The 17,506-nt window shown below is 63.3% G+C and carries 19 protein-coding genes; 9 read left to right on the top strand and 10 right to left on the bottom strand.

From position 1 onward, the window contains the following. Window positions 1–95 precede the first annotated feature (95 nt). From AC6H34_RS18680 to AC6H34_RS18665, 4 genes are all read right to left on the bottom strand, one after another. Entirely contained in the window at window positions 96–512 is a 417-nt protein-coding gene (locus tag AC6H34_RS18680) for a hypothetical protein (RefSeq protein ID WP_448148417.1), read from the bottom strand. A gap of 169 nt (window positions 513–681) precedes the next feature. Beyond that, window positions 682–2,070 (bottom strand): sensor histidine kinase, encoded by a 1,389-nt coding sequence (locus tag AC6H34_RS18675; RefSeq protein ID WP_448148418.1) that lies wholly within the window; start codon window positions 2,068–2,070, stop codon window positions 682–684. After that, complete coding sequence (locus AC6H34_RS18670) at window positions 2,067–2,741, bottom strand: response regulator transcription factor (protein WP_448148419.1); 675 nt, start codon at window positions 2,739–2,741, stop codon at window positions 2,067–2,069. The genes AC6H34_RS18675 and AC6H34_RS18670 overlap by 4 nt, the downstream gene beginning before the upstream one ends. A 9-nt stretch (window positions 2,742–2,750) precedes the next feature. Then, window positions 2,751–3,062, bottom strand: coding sequence for a PepSY domain-containing protein (locus AC6H34_RS18665; protein WP_497539705.1), 312 nt, complete (start codon window positions 3,060–3,062; stop codon window positions 2,751–2,753). A 210-nt stretch (window positions 3,063–3,272) separates the two neighbouring features. On the opposite strand from AC6H34_RS18665, the gene AC6H34_RS18660 reads away from it, so the two are divergent. Then, complete coding sequence (locus AC6H34_RS18660) at window positions 3,273–3,995, top strand: S1 family peptidase (RefSeq protein WP_497539704.1); 723 nt, start codon at window positions 3,273–3,275, stop codon at window positions 3,993–3,995. Between the two features lie 38 nt (window positions 3,996–4,033). Beyond that, window positions 4,034–4,822, top strand: a complete 789-nt coding sequence (locus AC6H34_RS18655) for a S1 family peptidase (RefSeq protein WP_448148422.1) — start codon at window positions 4,034–4,036, stop codon at window positions 4,820–4,822. 33 nt (window positions 4,823–4,855) lie between these two features. Here the strand turns inward: AC6H34_RS18655 and AC6H34_RS18650 are convergent, their stop codons facing one another. Continuing rightward, the gene (locus AC6H34_RS18650; protein WP_448148423.1) at window positions 4,856–5,335 is read right to left on the bottom strand and encodes a YcgN family cysteine cluster protein; all 480 of its coding nucleotides are present in this window, start codon (window positions 5,333–5,335) and stop codon (window positions 4,856–4,858) included. Window positions 5,336–5,570: 235 nt separating this feature from the next. On the opposite strand from AC6H34_RS18650, the gene AC6H34_RS18645 reads away from it, so the two are divergent. Genes AC6H34_RS18645 through AC6H34_RS18635 form a run of 3 tightly spaced genes read left to right on the top strand, consistent with a single transcriptional unit; the run spans window position 5,571 to window position 8,865 of the window. Continuing rightward, window positions 5,571–7,727, top strand: coding sequence for a transglycosylase domain-containing protein (locus tag AC6H34_RS18645; protein ID WP_497539703.1), 2,157 nt, complete (start codon window positions 5,571–5,573; stop codon window positions 7,725–7,727). Then, window positions 7,724–8,335: a DUF1214 domain-containing protein gene (locus tag AC6H34_RS18640; RefSeq protein WP_497539702.1), complete on the top strand. Its 612-nt coding sequence runs from the start codon at window positions 7,724–7,726 to the stop codon at window positions 8,333–8,335. The genes AC6H34_RS18645 and AC6H34_RS18640 overlap by 4 nt, the downstream gene beginning before the upstream one ends. Beyond that, complete coding sequence (locus tag AC6H34_RS18635; RefSeq protein ID WP_448148426.1) at window positions 8,332–8,865, top strand: DUF1254 domain-containing protein; 534 nt, start codon at window positions 8,332–8,334, stop codon at window positions 8,863–8,865. The genes AC6H34_RS18640 and AC6H34_RS18635 overlap by 4 nt, the downstream gene beginning before the upstream one ends. A 282-nt stretch (window positions 8,866–9,147) precedes the next feature. Here the strand turns inward: AC6H34_RS18635 and AC6H34_RS18630 are convergent, their stop codons facing one another. The 4 genes from AC6H34_RS18630 to AC6H34_RS18615 all read right to left on the bottom strand — a co-directional run bounded on the left by AC6H34_RS18630 (window position 9,148) and on the right by AC6H34_RS18615 (window position 12,591). Beyond that, window positions 9,148–9,339, bottom strand: a complete 192-nt coding sequence (locus tag AC6H34_RS18630) for a hypothetical protein (RefSeq protein WP_448148427.1) — start codon at window positions 9,337–9,339, stop codon at window positions 9,148–9,150. A gap of 304 nt (window positions 9,340–9,643) precedes the next feature. Continuing rightward, on the bottom strand, window positions 9,644–9,991 hold the full coding sequence (locus AC6H34_RS18625) for a DUF1491 family protein (protein ID WP_448148428.1): 348 nt from the start codon (window positions 9,989–9,991) through the stop codon (window positions 9,644–9,646). Between the two features lie 22 nt (window positions 9,992–10,013). Then, on the bottom strand, window positions 10,014–10,805 hold the full coding sequence (locus AC6H34_RS18620) for a peptidoglycan-binding domain-containing protein (RefSeq protein ID WP_448148429.1): 792 nt from the start codon (window positions 10,803–10,805) through the stop codon (window positions 10,014–10,016). Then, window positions 10,798–12,591, bottom strand: coding sequence for a sensor histidine kinase (locus tag AC6H34_RS18615; protein ID WP_448148430.1), 1,794 nt, complete (start codon window positions 12,589–12,591; stop codon window positions 10,798–10,800). The genes AC6H34_RS18620 and AC6H34_RS18615 overlap by 8 nt, the downstream gene beginning before the upstream one ends. Before the next feature lie 317 nt (window positions 12,592–12,908). Here AC6H34_RS18615 and AC6H34_RS18610 point away from each other — a divergent pair, with 317 nt between their 5' ends. Both AC6H34_RS18610 and AC6H34_RS18605 read left to right on the top strand, forming a co-directional pair. Continuing rightward, window positions 12,909–13,205, top strand: a complete 297-nt coding sequence (locus AC6H34_RS18610; protein WP_448148431.1) for a hypothetical protein — start codon at window positions 12,909–12,911, stop codon at window positions 13,203–13,205. A gap of 41 nt (window positions 13,206–13,246) precedes the next feature. Continuing rightward, window positions 13,247–13,666, top strand: coding sequence for a SufE family protein (locus AC6H34_RS18605; RefSeq protein ID WP_497539701.1), 420 nt, complete (start codon window positions 13,247–13,249; stop codon window positions 13,664–13,666). A gap of 108 nt (window positions 13,667–13,774) precedes the next feature. On the opposite strand, the gene AC6H34_RS18600 is transcribed toward AC6H34_RS18605, so the two are convergent. After that, window positions 13,775–14,194: a Ros/MucR family transcriptional regulator gene (locus AC6H34_RS18600; RefSeq protein ID WP_448148433.1), complete on the bottom strand. Its 420-nt coding sequence runs from the start codon at window positions 14,192–14,194 to the stop codon at window positions 13,775–13,777. Window positions 14,195–14,846: 652 nt separating this feature from the next. Here AC6H34_RS18600 and msrB point away from each other — a divergent pair. Together msrB and AC6H34_RS18590 are read left to right on the top strand one after the other, a co-directional pair. Continuing rightward, on the top strand, window positions 14,847–15,254 hold the full coding sequence (gene msrB / locus AC6H34_RS18595) for a peptide-methionine (R)-S-oxide reductase MsrB (protein WP_497539700.1): 408 nt from the start codon (window positions 14,847–14,849) through the stop codon (window positions 15,252–15,254). Between the two features lie 7 nt (window positions 15,255–15,261). Continuing rightward, window positions 15,262–17,361 (top strand): S9 family peptidase, encoded by a 2,100-nt coding sequence (locus tag AC6H34_RS18590; protein WP_448148435.1) that lies wholly within the window; start codon window positions 15,262–15,264, stop codon window positions 17,359–17,361. Window positions 17,362–17,506: the final 145 nt, after the last annotated feature.

Raw genomic sequence — 17,506 nt, 5'->3', positions numbered from 1 at the left:
AGACATCTCTTGTGCCGGCCGTCGACCCAAAGCGTTTTGCTCTAAAGGCAGTCATGCCGCACGAACACTTGGGCAACGGTGTCTATTCGCACCCCTCAGCTGTTCGCCGCCGGAGCGACATTGGCCCAGCTCCCGTCCGGCTGATGGCACGCGGTCATCCGGGAAATGCTCGGGACGCCGTTGAGATAGACCGTCTGCGAATATTGACGGCACTGCGTGCCACCCTGGTCGGTCAGCGGCCCGGCAACCACGGTGCCGTGGGTCAGCGGATTGGTTCCGCTCTTCCAGTCGACGCTGACCTTGGCCTTGCCGTTGAGAGCCGAGGCGCGCGCCTGCTCGGCCTGGGTCCGGTCTGCCGGATCCAGGGCATCGAGAATGGGGCTGTTGCTGGTCGGCGGCGGCGCAACGGCGGCAATCTGGGGCTGCGGCGCGGAGCCGCTGGTCATTCCGCAGCCAGCCAGCGGCATGCCCAGGAGAACAAGACCAAGCAATTTGACGATTGATTTTGTCATAGGACCCCTGCCGTATCGACGATTGCGCCGAGCCTTACACGCAAAACGACGCCGCGCCAACCTTGTCGAGCTCGTGGCAACCCGACTGTTCCGAAGGTGACGGCCTTGTGATCCGCGGTTTCGGCGCGCCACCGCCCCGGATGCGCAACCGTCTCGTTTTCCGTGCCGCTCAGCCTATGTGTGCCCCTATCCTGGCCTGGAGCGCGGGAATGTCGAGCATCGCCCGCAAACCGCCGATCGGGGCTTCGTCCAGCGCAAAGCGCCCGCCATAGAGCGAGACCAGGTCCTGGACGATGGCGAGGCCCAACCCCGTGCCCGGCTTGGTCTCGTCCAGGCGCTTGCCGCGCTGGCCAGCCGCAGCGCGTTCCTCGGGCGACAGGCCCGGACCATCGTCGTCGATGGTGATGCGTGCAAAGACCGCACCGTCGATCTGGATCGGATCGGCCCGAACGGCTACTTCGGAGATCGCCCATTTGCAGGCATTGTCGATGAGGTTGCCCGTCATCTCCTCGATGTCCTGCTTCTCGCCCCGGAAACGCAGCGAGGGATCGATCTGTGCCTTGATCTTCAGGCGCTTGGCGGCATGGATCTTCTCCATGGCCCTCACCAGGCCATCCACCACCGGCGCGATCTCGGTGACGGTGCCGACCACGCTCACCGCGGCGGCGATGCGGGCCCGCTGAAGGTGGTGGTCGATCTGGGTGCGCATGACCACGACCTGGCGCTGCACCTGCTCGGCAAGCGGGCTCGCAGGCGCGGAGCCGGCTTCGTTGGCGATGACGGAAAGCGGCGTCTTCAGGGCGTGCGCGAGATTGCCCACATGCGTGCGAGCGCGCTCCACCACTTCGCGATTGGCGTCGACGAGAGCGTCGAGTTCGCGGGCAAGCGGAACGATTTCGTCGGGCAGGTCCGGCGGCAGCTTGGTGGCCTGGCCGGCGCGCATGGCGGCCAGCGCGCCGCTGATGCGGTTGAGCGGCCGCAAGCCGAAACGCACCTGCAGGAAGATCGCCGCCAGCAGACCGACGCCGAGCGCGGTGAAGGTAAGCAGCAGAGCGTATTGGAAATCGGCGATGTCGCTGTCGATCTCGTCGGCGGCGCCCGCCAGGGTGACGCGGTAGCGCCCGTCCTCGCCCAGATCGATCAGGCGTTCGACGGCGCGCAGCCGCCTGTCGTCCGGCCCCTTGATATAGCCTTCGCGCACGCCGCCGGGCTCATCGGGGATGTCGAGATCGGCAAGACTCGGCAGCGTGGCCTCGAACAAGGATTTCGAGCCGTTGGACTCGGGTTTGTCGAGACGGGTAATCTGCCAGTACCAGCCCGACAACGGCAGTTCGAACCGCGGCTCGCCCATGGCGCCCGGCGCCGTCCTGTCGCCGACATCGGCACCGGCGATATCGGCGACCAGCGTCTTGAGATAGACATGCAGCCGTTCGTCGAAGGCGCGCTCGGTGGCGTGCTGGTAGAAGGACAGCAGCACCACGCCCGCCACCACCAGCACCACCACGATCCAGGCCGCGGCGGCGACGAACAGGCGAAAGGCCAGGGACCTCGTGGTCATACGCGCATGGCGTCCGGCGGCGTGAGGATATAGCCCATGCCGCGCACGGTCTGGATCACATCGACGCCAAGCTTCTTGCGCAGGCGGCCGACAAATACCTCGATGGTGTTGGAATCGCGATCGAAATCCTGATCGTAGAGGTGCTCGACCAACTCGGTGCGCGAGACCACCCGGCCGGTGTAGTGCATGAGATAGGCGAGCAGGCGATATTCATGCGAGGTGAGCTTGATCGGGTTGCCGTCGACCACCACGCGGCCCGCGCGGGCGTCGAGGCGCACGGGACCGCAGACCAGTTCGTTGGTGGCATGGCCGGTCGTGCGGCGGATCAGGGCACGCAGGCGCGCCAGCACTTCCTCCATGTGGAAAGGCTTGGCGACATAGTCGTCGGCTCCGGAATCGAAGCCCATCACCTTGTCCGACCAGCGGTCGCGTGCGGTGAGGATCAGGACCGGCATGGTCTTGCCCGCCCGCCGCCAGCGATCGAGTATGGTGATGCCGTCGAGCTTGGGCAGGCCCACATCGAGAACCACCGCGTCATAAGGCTCGGTGTCGCCGAGGAAATGACCCTCCTCGCCGTCGAAGGCGCGGTCAACCGCATAGCCGGCTTCCTCGAGCGCCTTGACGAGCTGACGATTGAGATCCTGGTCATCTTCCACCACGAGAAGCCGCATTGTCGCTCCCTACTTCACGCCCACGACTTCGCCGGTCTTGGCGTTGATCGTCGCGCGTATCACTTTGCCATCCGGCCCCAGAAATGTGACGACATAGCGATAATTGCCGGGACCTCCACACAAATCGCCGTCGATCATTTCGCCCTTCACGGCGCGCCGCGCGGCACCGAGCACCGATACCAGCGGAACGATCGTGCCGGCCTGCACCAAGGGACGAGCCTCGGCAAGGCTGACGCAAGCGGCATCGGCCGCTCGCACGCCTGACGCCGATGCCAGCCCGAACATCAGCGCCACGGCCCAGGATGATCTCCAACCCATCATCGCCCTTCCGCTGTGTTTCGCGGCGATTTCCCCGATTCGAACTGCTATCATTCAGGCAAAGCACTGAACATCGCATGAACGTAGTGTGGAATACGGATATTCGCCAGAACTGTGCCCTTGGGGGACGCTGCGCTGTTCTCCGGTCCGGAAGGCCTTGCGTTGCCCATTGACACCTCCCTCCTGAACCGACAAAGCCGAAGAATGATCCGAGTGTCCCTTCCGCTGCTTGCCCTTGCGGCCCTGTTCCTTGCGGCCCTCCCGGCGCGGGCCATCGTCGGCGGCGCGCCGGCCGGCGCCGACATGGCGCGCCATGTCGTCATGATCGTCAGCGATCGCGGCAGCTTCTGCTCCGCCAGCGTCATCGCGCCGGACCTGCTGCTCACGGCCGGCCATTGCGTACGCGAGGGCGCCAATTACCGCCTGCTGACCTATAGCGGCGGCCGGCCCGTGCTCTCATCGCTCGATCAGGTCGCCATTCATCCCCAGTTCGACGCCAAAGCTTACAATACCAGGCATTTCACCATCGACCTGGCATTGGTGAAGCTGGTGCAGCCGCTGTCAGGCTACGAGCCTCTTCCCCTGTCGGCCGAGGCGGGCGTCGCCGGGCAGAGCTATCGCGTCGCGGGATTCGGCCTCACCGCGCAGAATGCCGGCAAGAGCGGCGGGGTACTGCGGGAACTCACGCTGCAGGGCGCACCGCCCGTCTCGAAGGTGCAGTTGCGCCTGCGGGAGGAGAGCGGTGCCGGAGGGGCCTGCCAAGGTGATTCGGGCGGGCCGGTGCTGCACGAAGGCGCTCTCATCGGCGTGCTCGCCTCGGCCGTCGGCGAGAACAGCCGAAGGGGCTGCGGCGGCATGACGGGAGTGGCGCTTTTGGGAACCGCACTCCCCTGGATTCGCGCCAATGCCGCAAAAATGGGCGTGTCGCTGCCGTAGTCATTTGGCTTTGTGGGGAAATGTTCTACAGCTACGCAATGATGATAATTCGTTTTGCCGCAGCAGCCCTGCTTGCCTTGGCCCTTTCCTCCCCAGCCCTGGCGATCAAGGGTGGCCGCGACGCCACGGACCCGCGCGGGGTGCGTAGCCACGTCGTCCAGATCACGGGTCCAGGCGGGACGAAGTGCAGCGGCACCGTCGTTTCCAGGAAACTGGTGCTGACGGCGGCCCACTGCTTCCTCTCGGGCCATGGCGAATATCGAATACGTGCTCTCGACGTCCAGTTCCGCTTTCGCTTCGCCGAGGCGACGCAGGTCGCGATCCATCCCCAGTTCGACGTCCGCGCGCTCGGGACGAGCGCGGCGATCAACGACATCGCCCTGATTCGCGTGGACCAGGATTTTCCCGACTGGCTGGTTCCCGTTCCTCTCGCTTCGCGCGTTGCGGACGACGGCAGCTTCGTCGATGTCCAGGTCGCGGGGTTCGGCATGAGCCGTGACCGCGTGCTCAGCAGCGCGGGCAAGCTTCGCGAGCGCCATTTCGACATGCTCGATCAGGTCGACTCCAAGTCGCACCAATTGTTCCTGATCGACCACAAGGCGACGCGCAGGACGATCAACAGCAACGGCATCTGCAGGGGCGATTCCGGCGGACCCGTGTTCCAGCGCACGGCCAATGGCTATGTGCTGGTAGGCGTGATCTCGGCCGTGATGGGCGGCAAAGGCAGGGATTGCGGCGCGATCACCGCGGTGACGGCCGTCTCGGCCTATCGCTCCTTCATCGAGAGCATGGCCGATGCCGCAGGCTCGCCCGTGAAGTTCCAGTAAGCGGCCGGCTGGGGAACGGCCCGATCCACCACCCTATCTTCTTCTCGCTTTTTTGGGCACGCGCATGGGCCACCGCACGACATGCTCTTCCCACTCGCCGTCCGCCACCTGCCGGTCGTCTGCCTTCACCTTGCCCCGCACCGAAATCTGGGCCTCATGCACGGTCGAAGGATCGCCGGAAACCAGGGGATGCCACCAGTAGAGGTCCTCGCCATCTGCGACCAGACGGTAAGCGCAGGTCGGTGGGAGCCAGTCGATGGTGCGGACGAGTTCGGGCGTCAGGGTCACGCAATCGGGGACATGCCTCTTGCGATGCTCGTAATCGGAGCATTGGCAGCTGTGGCACTCGAGCATGAAGCAGGCGACATCCGTGAAATAGGTATCGCCCGTCTCTTCCTCTTCGAGCTTGACCAGGCAGCAGCGCCCGCAGCCGTCGCACAGGCTCTCCCACTCTGCCGGGGAGAGTTCCTCGAGCGTCTTGGTCTTCCAGAAAGGTTCGGGCTCATGGGTCATGGCCGCTGAGATAGCGGAAATGCCTTCGTCAGCCAAATATTTCGCAGATCCGGCGGAACCAAAGGCCCCCACGCCCTGAAACTGCCGTTCCGTTTGCCATGACGGGGGAAATTCGGCCGAAGCGGCGCGCGACCCTTTCGAGAAGCGGCGGCCACCGCTAGAATGACGGCATACGACATGGCTCGCGCAGCGGTTGGTTCTCACAGTGCCGGAACACAAGCCAGAACCGTCCTTCTTGAAGCGACTGAGCCGGCGGGCTCTGCGCCTGGACTCGTGGCTCGACAATGCCGTCTACGCCACCGGCCAGAAGCTGCGTGCGGCTATCGAATGGGGCTCGGATTTTTCGCATCGCTTCCAGGTTGCCGGCTGGCGACGTCTCCTCGTCGAACTCGGATGTGAAGCCCTGACCGTAGGCACGGCCGGTCTCATAGTCGGGCTCATGCTCGCCCAGCCTATCATGAAGCAGATCGGCGACGATTGGCTGCGCAGAGCCGATATCGCCGTCACCTTCCAGGACCGCTATGGCGACGTAATCGGGCAGCGCGGCATCCGCAGCAACGACAGCGTGGCCCTGGCCGACATGCCCGACTACGTCGTCAAGGCCGTTCTCGCGACGGAGGACCGGCGCTTCTACGACCATTTCGGCATCGACATCATCGGCACGATCCGCGCCCTCACCGTCAACAGCCAGTCCAACGGCGTGGTGCAGGGCGGCTCTTCCATCACCCAGCAACTCGCCAAGAATCTCTTTCTCTCAAACCAGCGCACACTGGAGCGCAAGATCCGCGAGGCCTATCTGGCCCTGTGGCTCGAGGGCCACCTGAGCAAGGACGAGATCCTCAAGCTCTATCTCGACAGGGCCTATATGGGCGGAGGCGCCTTCGGCATCGAAGCGGCCGCGCAGTATTATTTCGGCAAATCGGTGCGAGACGTCTCGCTGGCCGAAGCGGCCATGCTGGCGGGTCTGTTCAAGGCTCCCACCAAATATGCGCCCACCAACAATCTCGCCGCCGCGCGCGGGCGCGCCAACCAGGTGCTCAGCAATCTCGTGGATGCCGGCTTCATGACCGAAGGCCAGGTTTCGGGAGCGCGGCGCAATCCTGCAACGCCCGTGGATCGGGCTCGCGAGAAGGCACCCGACTACTATCTCGACTGGGCCTATGGCGAAATCGCCGATATGGCCGACGACGGGGAACTGGGCGACGATTCCGTCTTCGTCGTGCGCACGGCGCTCGACCCCGCCATCCAATCCGCGGCGGAGAACGCACTCGAGTCGACGCTCCGCCAATATGGCAACGACTATAATGCGCACCAGGGCGCCATCGTGATCATGGACACCGACGGATCCGTTCGAGCCATGGTGGGGGGGCGCGACTACAGCCAGAGCCAGTTCAACCGCGCCACGGATGCGCTGCGCCAGCCCGGCTCCTCCTTCAAGCCTTTCGTCTACACCACGGCCCTGATGAACGGCTTCACACCGAAATCAATCGTGGTGGACTCGCCCGTATGCATCAAGAACTGGTGCCCGCAGAATTTCGGGCACAGCTTCTCGGGACCGGTCACCCTCACGCAGGCGATCACCCGTTCCATCAACGTCATCCCCGTGAAGATCTCGCTGGCCCTCAGCAAGAACGCAGTCGACGGCCGGCGCATGATCATCGACACCGCGCATACGATGGGCATCGAATCGGACCTGAAGGAATCCTGGGCGCTGCCGATCGGCGTCGAGGCCGTCGACCTTCTGGAAATGACGGGCGCCTATGGCGTATTCGCTTCCGGCGGCCACAAGGCCCCTCCTCACGCGGCCTCCGAGATTCGCACGGCCAGGGGCGACCTGCTCTACCGCTTCGATGAGGCCAAGGAGACGCCGGTCGTGATCGATCCCAAGATCATCGCCGACATGAACGGCATGCTGAACAGCGTGGTGGAGAACGGCACCGCCAAGCGGGCACAACTGCCGGGCATCAAGGTGGCCGGCAAGACGGGTACGACCAACTCCTATCGCGATGCCTGGTTCATGGGCTTCACCGGCAATTTCGTGGGCGGCGTGTGGTATGGCAACGACAATTTCCAGCCGAGCAACAAGATGACCGGCGGCTCCCTGCCCGCCATGACCTGGCAGCAGGTGATGACCGTCGCACATGAGGGTGTCGAACTCCGGCCCATTCCTGGCGTGCCGCCCTTCCCGCCGGATCAGTCGCCGAAGAAGGACGAAGCTCCGCCTGAAGGTGCAGGCGACCCGCCTACGGCTCCGCCGGTACCGCAGGCACTCACGCGCAACGCCACCCAGGTGCTCCGCGACATCGCCGCGATGATCGACGGCGCCAGCGCGGCTTCCTCTCCCCCGTCCGGTAAATCAGCGGCACTGCCCCGACGGTCCACCATCGAATGAGAGCACCTTCGTCAACGATTGGACTGGTTTATGCACTGGTCGTCGGGGCCGCCGTGGCGCTCGGCCTCACCTGGTGGACCACGGGTAATGCCTTCCAGTTCGGCGCGTTGCGCATAGGACCCTGGCAGGCCTGGCCCCTGAGCGATCCCGTCAATGCCGACAGGTATGGCCGCGCCCGCATCGCCCGCTCGGGAGACCTGCCGCTCGGACCTGGCGAAGGTCTTGCCTTCACCGCCGTGGAGGATTCCGACGGCAGGGCGCTCGACGGCGGCTGCCACTACACCATCACCCCGATCCTGCCGCCCGCCCGCTGGTGGACGCTCAGCCTCTACGACGCCCGCGGCAAGCCGGTTTCAAACCCGAGCGAGCGCTTCGGCTTTGCAAGCTCCGCCGTGATCCGCGGCGAGAAGGGCGGAGCCACCATCGAAACGGGCCCTTCCATCCAGCCCGGCAACTGGCTTCCGAGCGCCGCTGGCCCGGTTGCGCTCGTGCTGCGGCTTTACGACAGCCCGGTCTCCACCGGCTTGGCCACGGAGCTCGGCGCGCGACGGGCCATCGATATGCCGGCCATCGAACGTGGCGCCTGCCAGGACGGGTCGCGGCCATGATGCGCTGGTTTCTCTGGAGCCTCGCCGGCTTGCTGCTCGGCGTCCTCGCGCATCTCGTCTCCATCATCGCGCTGCCGCGCCTCAGCGCCCAGACAGGTTTCCAGCGTATTGCGAATGTCGCCCGGGCGGACAGCTTCACGCTCCTGACCGCAGACAAGACACCTTTGCCGAGGCCGGATCCCGCCATCGTCACTGCGTTCTGCCGTTTCAATCTGGCCAATGGCGCCATGCGCCTGCACGTGCCGCTGACCAGCGGCTTCCTGTCGATTTCCTTCTATACATCGGCGGGACTCAACTTCTATGCCCTCACCGATCGCGCCGCGGCGAATGGCGCGATCGACCTTACCCTCTACACACCGGCGCAATTGGCTCAGGTGCGTGCCAATGAGGGCCCCGATCAACCCGGCGCGCTGCGTCTGCAGGCTCCCCAGGAGAGAGGGCTGGTCGCTCTTCGTGCCCTCATTCCCGAACCGGGCGAGAAGGCCGAGACGGAGCGGGCACTATCGGCCGCGCGCTGCGGCCCCGCGTAATCTCGCAGGGTTTTCGGTCGCGCTCGATCGACCCGAGGGGCCGGGACAGGCCGGGCGGCTCATGTGATCGACCTGATTTGCAGCGAACGGAATTCCTGCCAGGTGGCGCGCCATGGACCTGTCGTCCGGCGAGGCACCAGCCTTCAGGAAGAGCGAGACACCGCCAATGATATTGGTGACAGGCGGCGGCTGTCGCGCGCCGGGAATTCAAGTTGGTGCCAAGTACATCGCCGATGGCGAGACCGAGCAGTGCACTTTCGGCTCGGTCGAGGAAGACGGCACTCACGCCTTGCGGTGGCGCTTGCCGCCCGCGGAACCGCGACGCTGGGGACGATTGTCCTGATGATCGTCTTCGGTATGGCGTTCGATCCGCACGCCGGTGAAGAAGAGGATCTCGGCGTTGTGTTCACGGTCGTAGCTACCCGGCGGTAACGGAGGCCGAGGCTGTTTCGGAAATTGCAGCACGATGCTCATGGCAGGACCTATCAGCAGATTGCACCAGAAAGTGGAACTCCGAATGCTTTCGATTTTCGGTCATATACAGGTAAGGAAGGTTAACAGTTTGTGTACGTGCGCACTAAACGCCGCTACCCGTCGTCTGAGCGTGACTCGCGTGTGCGTTTTCGCACATCAGCCCATGAACTGATACTGGACTACCCTTTTTTGTGGCGAAACGAACCTTACGCAAAAGTCGTAAAGCTTTCGTACACGTCGCCGAGCCTTCGCGTAATCGTGTTTTCAGGGGAGTTTCGATTATTCAACGGGATCCCGTCCCGCCCTATTCGGCAGCGAGGTCCAGGAAATGGCGTCCTTGCCGATCCTCCGCCTCGATCACCCAGAGGTCTGGGTCGAAGCGGAATTCGCGCTGCAGCCTGTTTTCGGTATCGAGGGGGGTGGCACCCTCGGGGGTGAGGCGAACGAAGCGCCGCATCCCGTCATCCTCCGTGATCAGGGACTGCGGCGCCGGGCCGTAGAGCGCGGCCGTGCCGTCAAGCTTGTCGACCTTGACGAAGATCGCGCCGGCTTCCTCCGCCCCGCGATGGCGAAGCACGGCGAAGCCGCCCTCGATCTCGGCCCGCCTGATGTAAGCCGCGACGAATATGCTGGACTTGATCCGCGAGCTCATATCGCTGTTCCCGTGCCGCCGCCTATTCGATCCTGCTGCCCGAACGGGTCAGCGCCTGGATCAGACGCTCCGAAACCTGGCCGGTGACCGGCAGACCGCGATCCTTTTCGAAGCGGGCGATAGCGTTGCGGGTTTCCTTGGACATGAAGCCATCGACCTTGAGCGGCCCATAGCCCTGGTTGGCAAGAGCCTTCTCCACGCCGAGCAGGCGCTTGTCGGGCTGCGGGCCGGAGGCCGGCGCAGGATTGCCGCCATTGATCAGCGCAGCGATCTGGTCCACGGGCTGGGGCTGCGGCGCTTCGGGAATGCTGTTGTCGGGTGTCAGCACCGGCGCCGAGGCCGCATTGATCCTAGCCAGCAGGCCCGGGCTCGACAAGCCGTCGACCGCCAGTCCGTTGTGCTGCTGGAAGGAACGGATGGCGGCAGTCGTCTTGGGGCCGTTCACGCCATCCGCGAGGCCGTCGTAAAGGCCACGCTCGGCGAGAGCGAGCTGGACGTCGCGCAGCACGGCCACCGTGTCCTGGGCCGACTGGTCGGAAGAACCACGTTCGGCCGCACTGGAGGCGGAGGCCGGCGCCGCGACGGAGCCTGCCCTTTCCTGGGCACGGATAAACGGAGAAGCCCGCATGCCGGTCTGCAGGCTGAGCGCGTTGACGAGGATCGCCATGCCAAGTCCTGCCATCGCGGCAAGACCAGCAATCTCCATGGGACGCTGCAACAGGACACGCATCACGCCGACATAGCGCGACGGCGACTCTTCCATCTTATCCGACAGCGTGAAATCGCGGTCGGAGCGGGCTAACGCTTCACGCACGTTTTTTCCCCAATTCTTCGTCGATAAAATGTTCTGTCGCCGCCGGAGCCGGACGGACCGGCAGCGTCTCGATCACCGCGCTGCCCGCAAAGGCGCGGCGGGAGGCTTCGTTCTCGCAATCGTTCGGCAGCAGCACGGTCACCGTTGTGCCATGGCCGACGAGGCTGTCGACTTCCATGCGGCCACCATGAAGCTGCGCCAGACCCTTCACCACGGAAAGGCCAAGGCCGGTGCCTTCATAAGTGCGCTCATAATCCTTCGTAGGCTTGCCGGCCGTGGACTGGAAGAAAGCTTCTCCCAGGCGCGGCACGTCCTCGCGCGCCACACCCACGCCGTCATCGGCAACGAACAGGGCCACGCCGTGCTTTTCCTGGCGGGCGCCTATGGTGACATGGCCGCCCCGCTTGGTGAACTTCAGCGCATTCGACATGAGGTTGAGATAGATCTGCCGACAGGCGCGCTTGTCCGCGATGATAGGCGGCATATCGGCGCTGATCGAAGTCTCCAGGGCGATGCCGAGTTCCTGCGCCTTCAGGAGCAGGAGGTTGCGGCAATTCTCCGCAAGGTCGCGCACCTGGAAGGATTCCGGCACCAATTCGAAGCTGCCGCTCTCGATCTTCGACATGTCGAGGATGCCGTTGACCATCGACAGGAGGTGGTGGCCGCTGTCGTGGATCAGGCCGGCATATTCGTGGCGACGCTCGGCGGAGAGCTTCATCATCTCCTCGTTCAGCATCAGCTCGGAGAAGCCGATGATGGCGTTGAGCGGCGTGCGCAGCTCGTGGCTCATGGTGGCGAGGAAACGGCTCTTGGCGGCGTTGGCCTTTTCGGCCTCGATCTTGGCGTCGATGAGCTGGTGCTCATAGGCCTTGCGGTCGGTGATATCCTGCATCACCGCGACTGTCTGGCGGTCCTCGTCCTCGCCGAGCGGCCGGCAGCGCATTTCGACCCAGAGGAACACCGGAGCGCCCTCGCCCTTGCGGCGCAGGCGGAACTCCACGGTGGAAGAGAGCCCGTCCATCTCGGCGGCCGAGAGGGCAGAGAGGTAGGCGGGGCGGTCGGCGATGTGGACATAGTCGAACAGGCCCTGGCCAAGCAGATCGGAAGGCTCGACGCCGAACAGCGCCTGCGAGGCAGGAGAGGCATAGACCACCTGTCCCCGTTTGCCGTGGCGGGTCACGAGGTCGCTGATATTCTCGGCGAGCAGCGTGTACCGCGCCTCGCCGGACTTCACGAGCTGGCGGTCGTACCGACGCAGGCGCAGCTCCGCCAGCATGATGCCGCTGACGGCTCCGACCGCGAGCACGACGCCGAGTCCGTCGAGGAAACGCGCGGCCAGGGTGAAAGGGACGGCTGTGCCGGAACCTGCCAGCGCAGCGGCCAGGCCCGTCAGGCCGGCCAGGACCATGGCGCGAATGACGATGTTGCGGGCGCCGGTGAGCATGGCGATCGCAGGCGCGATGGCGAGCAGGGCATAGGCGGCGGCGCTATGGCCGCCGCTCTGGCGGGCAAGAAGTCCGGAGAAGCCGCAAATGACCAGCACCGTCATCAGGGCTGCAATATCCAGGCGTCCCGTGGTGGACAGCCGCCAGACGATGGCGAGGAGAGCAGCGCCGAGCAACAGGACGCCGGCGGTGATGAGGCTGGGACCTTGCGAGAAGGCCAGAATGGGTGGCACCAGGGTCATGCCGAACAGGGCGGCCCCGAGAAGCATGGCGACGAAGGTGCCATGCCGGGCCGCGGTCAGGGGATCGTGACGAGCCGAACCATGGACCAGACGGTCCACGGATGCCTTGGCTGATATGAACCAATCGAACTGACGCAACGCCCAGGCACGGCCCCCGGCCGCGCTCCCTACCATGACCCCACGACCATGGCAGCGCGTCCTTTAAGCGAACCCTAAGACGGCGGTGCCGCGGCGGCCTCAGACGCCCCTGAACGGCCTCCAGGACGACGAACCGATGAATATGGTGAACAAGGTATCAACGAGATGCCCTTTCAGGTTAACCACTTCTTCACTTTGGCGGCCGTCCTGTCGCTCATCACGCCGGCATCCAGCAACCTCATGATAAAGTGAGCTCCTCTCACCGGGAGTTCCTGAGAATGTTCTTCATTCTCCGCATGGTGTTCTGGATTGCTGTTGTCGCCCTGCTCCTGCCGGCCGCCCCGGGGCCGCGCACGCAGAGCGCTTCCGCGAGCACGACGTCGCTGACGGACAGGGCCGTCTCCGCCGCGATCTCCTATTGCGCCGCGAGCCCGGACAAATGCGCTGCCGGATTGGAAGGCGCCCGCAAGATTGGCGAACTTCTTGCCGGCAAGAGCGAGCCGGCCGACGGTTCGGCGCCCTCGGTGCCGCAGCGTGTCGTGACCCTGCCGCCGCCGCGGCCGGCCATTCCGTGAAGGACTTTGTCTTTCGATGCATCTCACCTATATGGTGAGGCATGAGCACGACGCAGATTTCAGAGATCATCGAGAATTTCGAACTCCTCGACGATTGGGAAGACCGCTATCGCTACCTGATCGAGTTGGGAAAGACGCTTGAGCCTCTGCCGGACGAGGCTCGCACCGCCGCCAACAAGGTGCAGGGCTGCGTCAGCCAGGTCTGGCTGGTGACGCATTGGCAGGATGGGCATGCCTCTTTCATATGCGACAGCGATGCCTTCATCGTACGCGGGCTGCTCGCAATCCTCGTGTCCGTCTACAGCGGACACACCGCACTGGAGATTCTTGCCATCGACGCGCTGCAGATTTTCCGTGACCTGCAACTGCAGGAGCATCTCACGCCGCAGCGCTCCAACGGGCTCAAGTCGTTCGTCGAGCGCATCCGCCACGATGCCCAGCAAGTTCTTGCGGCGACCTGAGTTAGAAGCGTCTTTTCTTCACTTTCATTTCTGCACGCAATAGAAAAGCCGGGCGCATGGCACCCGGCTTTCTCGCTGCATGGAGAGATCCAACAAGGGCTGCGACGTTTACCGGCCCTTGCGGCGACGCTGCTGGCCGAGGCCCATCTGCTTGGCAAGGTTGGAACGAGCCTGCGCATAGTTCGGAGCAACCATCGGATAATCTGCTGGCAGAGCCCACTTCTCGCGATATTCTTCCGGCGAGATATTGTATTGCGTGCGCAGGTGACGCTTCAACGACTTGAACTTCTTACCGTCTTCAAGGCAGATGATGTAATCAGCGGTCACCGACTTCTTCACAGGAACGGCGGGCTTGGGAGCTTCTGCCGGAACCTCCTGGACCCCGCTGGTGATGCGCTGGAGAGCACCATGGACCTCATTGATCAAGCCCGGCAGGTCCGATGCAGCGACCGAATTGTTGCTGACATAGGCCGAGACGATGTCCGCTGCGAGCTCGATGAAGTTGGTGTTGTTTGATCCGTCGCTCATGGAAAATCGACTTTCTTCTTTTGGTCTGATTCAACTAAATGTTCACCACAGGCTACACTGCCGCGCCATTCAATTACAGCAGAGCCAGCCATACATTCGCTTCGCAACATTGGAATCGCGAAATTCGAATTGGAATTTGATTTAAACTCGGAATTCTTATCAATCAAGTTCTTTTGCAAGACAAGCTTGAAATTTGCATTGAGGTGGCGCTGTTTACTGCCGCTAAAACATGCAACCGCCTACGTAAGGCCACCACCTACCACAATTGGGTACTGAAATGCCCCATTGGTCTAGCTGAGATTCACTGTGGATGAAAGCGACCTACCCCATCGGATAGAAAGCAATTTTCTAAAAAAGGCATGAACAATCAGCGTATTAAACAGAATCAGCCTGAACGGTATCAAAATACCGCCACGATAAAGCCCATGTCGCCAATCGTCTTCCCCTGCGACAACCAGCGCCACCACAAACACCGCCTGCAAATTTGCAAGACCTAACTCCATCGTGATCAGTGCAAGAATTGCGGACCCTCGGTCTCCTCCCTATCTACGGCTCAGTGACGACTACCTAGCGATGGGTTCGTCGAATCAGTCGCCAAGTATGTTCTTTGCTTGAATAGCATCCATTTGCGGCAAAATATTGGGAGACAATTGTGCCGAACAAGAAAGTCAGAAAAACCGACGCAGAATGGCGGGCGCTTCTCTCTCCAGAACAGTACCGCATCACCCGCGAACACGGCACAGAGCGTGCTTTTACGGGGCCGTTCTGGAATTCCAAAGAAAAAGGCACCTATTCCTGCGCCTGCTGTGGAGAAGATCTCTTTCGCTCGGACACCAAGTTCGATTCGGGCTGCGGGTGGCCGAGCTATTTCGAGCCGGTTCGGGCGGATGCCGTAACCGAACTCGAGGATCGTTCATACGGCATGCGCAGAATTGAGATCCGCTGCGCCGCCTGTGACGCCCATCTGGGCCACGTCTTTCCGGACGGTCCCAAACCGACCGGATTGCGTTATTGCATCAATGGTCACGCGATGAACTTCACACCCGATTCGAAAGAATAAACGCCCCATGTCCGCCTCGATTCTTCCGCCGGCCGCCGAGAAGCGGCCGAGCGAACGTATTGTCCATGGCGTTACCTTGTACGATGACTATGCTTGGCTGCGTGCCGACAACTGGCAGGAGGTACTCCGGGACGGGTCGGCCCTGCCGGCCGATATCCGGGCGCATCTCGAACGCGAGAACGCCTACGCGCAGGAGCGGCTCGCCGAGGGCGAGGACCTGCGGACGACCCTGTTCGCGGAACTGAAGGGCCGGATCAAGGCAGACGACTCCTCCGTGCCCGCGCCGGACGGGCCGTTCGAATACTATTCCCGCTTTCGGGAAGGCGGGCAGCATCGCCTCTATTGCCGCCGCCCTCGCGGCGGCGGGGAGGAGGCGCTTCTTCTCGATGGCGATGCTTTGGCCGAGGGCAAGAGCTTCTTCGCGTTCGGCGGCTCCGATCCCTCGCCCGATCACCGCCTGATCGCCTGGAGCAGCGACGATAACGGCTCCGAGTTCTACGTGGCCCGAATACTCGATACCGCCACGGGCGCGATGCTGGCAGACGAAGTGCCCGATACTGCGGGCGGCGTGGTCTGGCGCGCGAACGGCACGGCCTTCTACTATGTGAGGATGGACGAAAATCACCGTTCATCAAGTGTGTGGGAGCATCGCTTGGGCACGTCGCCCGGCGAGGATCGCCTCGTCTACGAGGAAAAAGACACTGGCATGTTCGTCGGCCTCGGCCAGACCCAATCGCGCCGGATGGCGGTGATCTCGATCCATGACCACGAGACCTCGGAGGTGCACGTGGTCTACCTCGACGATCCCGAGGGCAAGGCACATCTGATCGCGGCGCGGGAGGCCGGCGTACAGTACGAGATCGAGCATCTGCCGGCGGCTGACGGCCGGGACCAACTGCTGGTTCTCACCAATCTGGATGGCGCCGAGGATTTCCGCATCATGAGCGTGCCGCTCGCCGCCGCCGACCGGCGGTCGTGGCGGGACGTGGTTCCGCACAAACCCGGCCGCTACATCATCTCGATGGTCGTTCTGGCGGATTGGCTGGTGCGGATCGAACGCGAGGACGGCCTGCCCAGAATTATCGTTCGCGAACTTGCCACCGGCACGGAACACAGCATCGCCTTCGAGGAGGAAGCCTATTCGCTGGAACTGCGCGGCTGGGAAGAATTCAAGACCGACGTGATTCGCTTCGTCTATTCCTCGATGACGACACCGGCGGAGACTTACGACTACGATATGCGCACGCGTGAGCGCGTGCTGCGCAAGCGCCAGGAAGTCCCTTCCGGCCACGATCCCTCGCTCTATGTGACGCGTCGCGTCTTCGCGCCCACCGCCGATGGCGAAAGCGTGCCCGTGAGCCTCCTTTACCGTAGGACGACGCCAACCGACGGATCTGCCCCGCTGCTGCTCTACGGCTATGGCGCATACGGCATCTCCATCCCTGCTCAGTTTTCGACCAACATTCTCTCCTTGGTCGACCGCGGCTTCATCTACGCGATCGCCCACATTCGCGGTGGCTCGGAGAAGGGCTGGCGCTGGTACCGCGAAGGCAAGCTGGCGAAGAAGACGAACAGCTTTCACGACTTCATTGCCGCCGGCACCTATCTGGCCAATCACGGCTTTACCAGCAGGGGGCGCATCGTGGCGCATGGCGGCTCGGCGGGCGGCATGCTGATGGGGGCGGTCGCCAACCTGGCTCCCGGCCTGTTCGGCGCCATCGTCGCGGAGGTCGCCTTCGTCGACGTGCTCACCACGATGCTCGACGACACGTTGCCCCTCACGCCGCCGGAATGGCCCGAGTGGGGCAATCCGATCTTGGACGAGGAGGCCTTCAGGACGATTCTCTCCTATAGCCCGGTTGAAAATGTCACTGCTCAGGCATACCCGCCGATCCTGGCGCTGGCCGGGCTTACCGATCCTCGCGTGACCTATTGGGAGCCGGCCAAATGGGTCGCGCGGCTGAGGGAGAAGAACACGGGGCCTAATCCCGCAATCCTCAGGGTAAACATGGATTCGGGCCATGGCGGAGCATCCGGACGCTTCGACCGCCTGAAGGAAGTCGCGCTCGTCCATGCCTTCGCCCTCAAGGCCATGAAGGCGGCATGAGTTGCATAATTTCATGCCAGTCATTCTACCAAATCTGTTCCCTTCCTCCGTCATCCCGCTTAAGTTCGCCTGCCGACAGTCTCGGCGCTCGGTTCCATCCTGGATTTCCACGAAATCTGCGATTTCGGCCCGGAGATTCGGGAAC

It is taken from the genome of Labrys sp. ALF-8 (assembly GCF_059699065.1).
The sequence above is the reverse complement of the archived record's forward strand: the minus strand, read 5'-3'. Positions and strand labels throughout refer to the sequence as shown.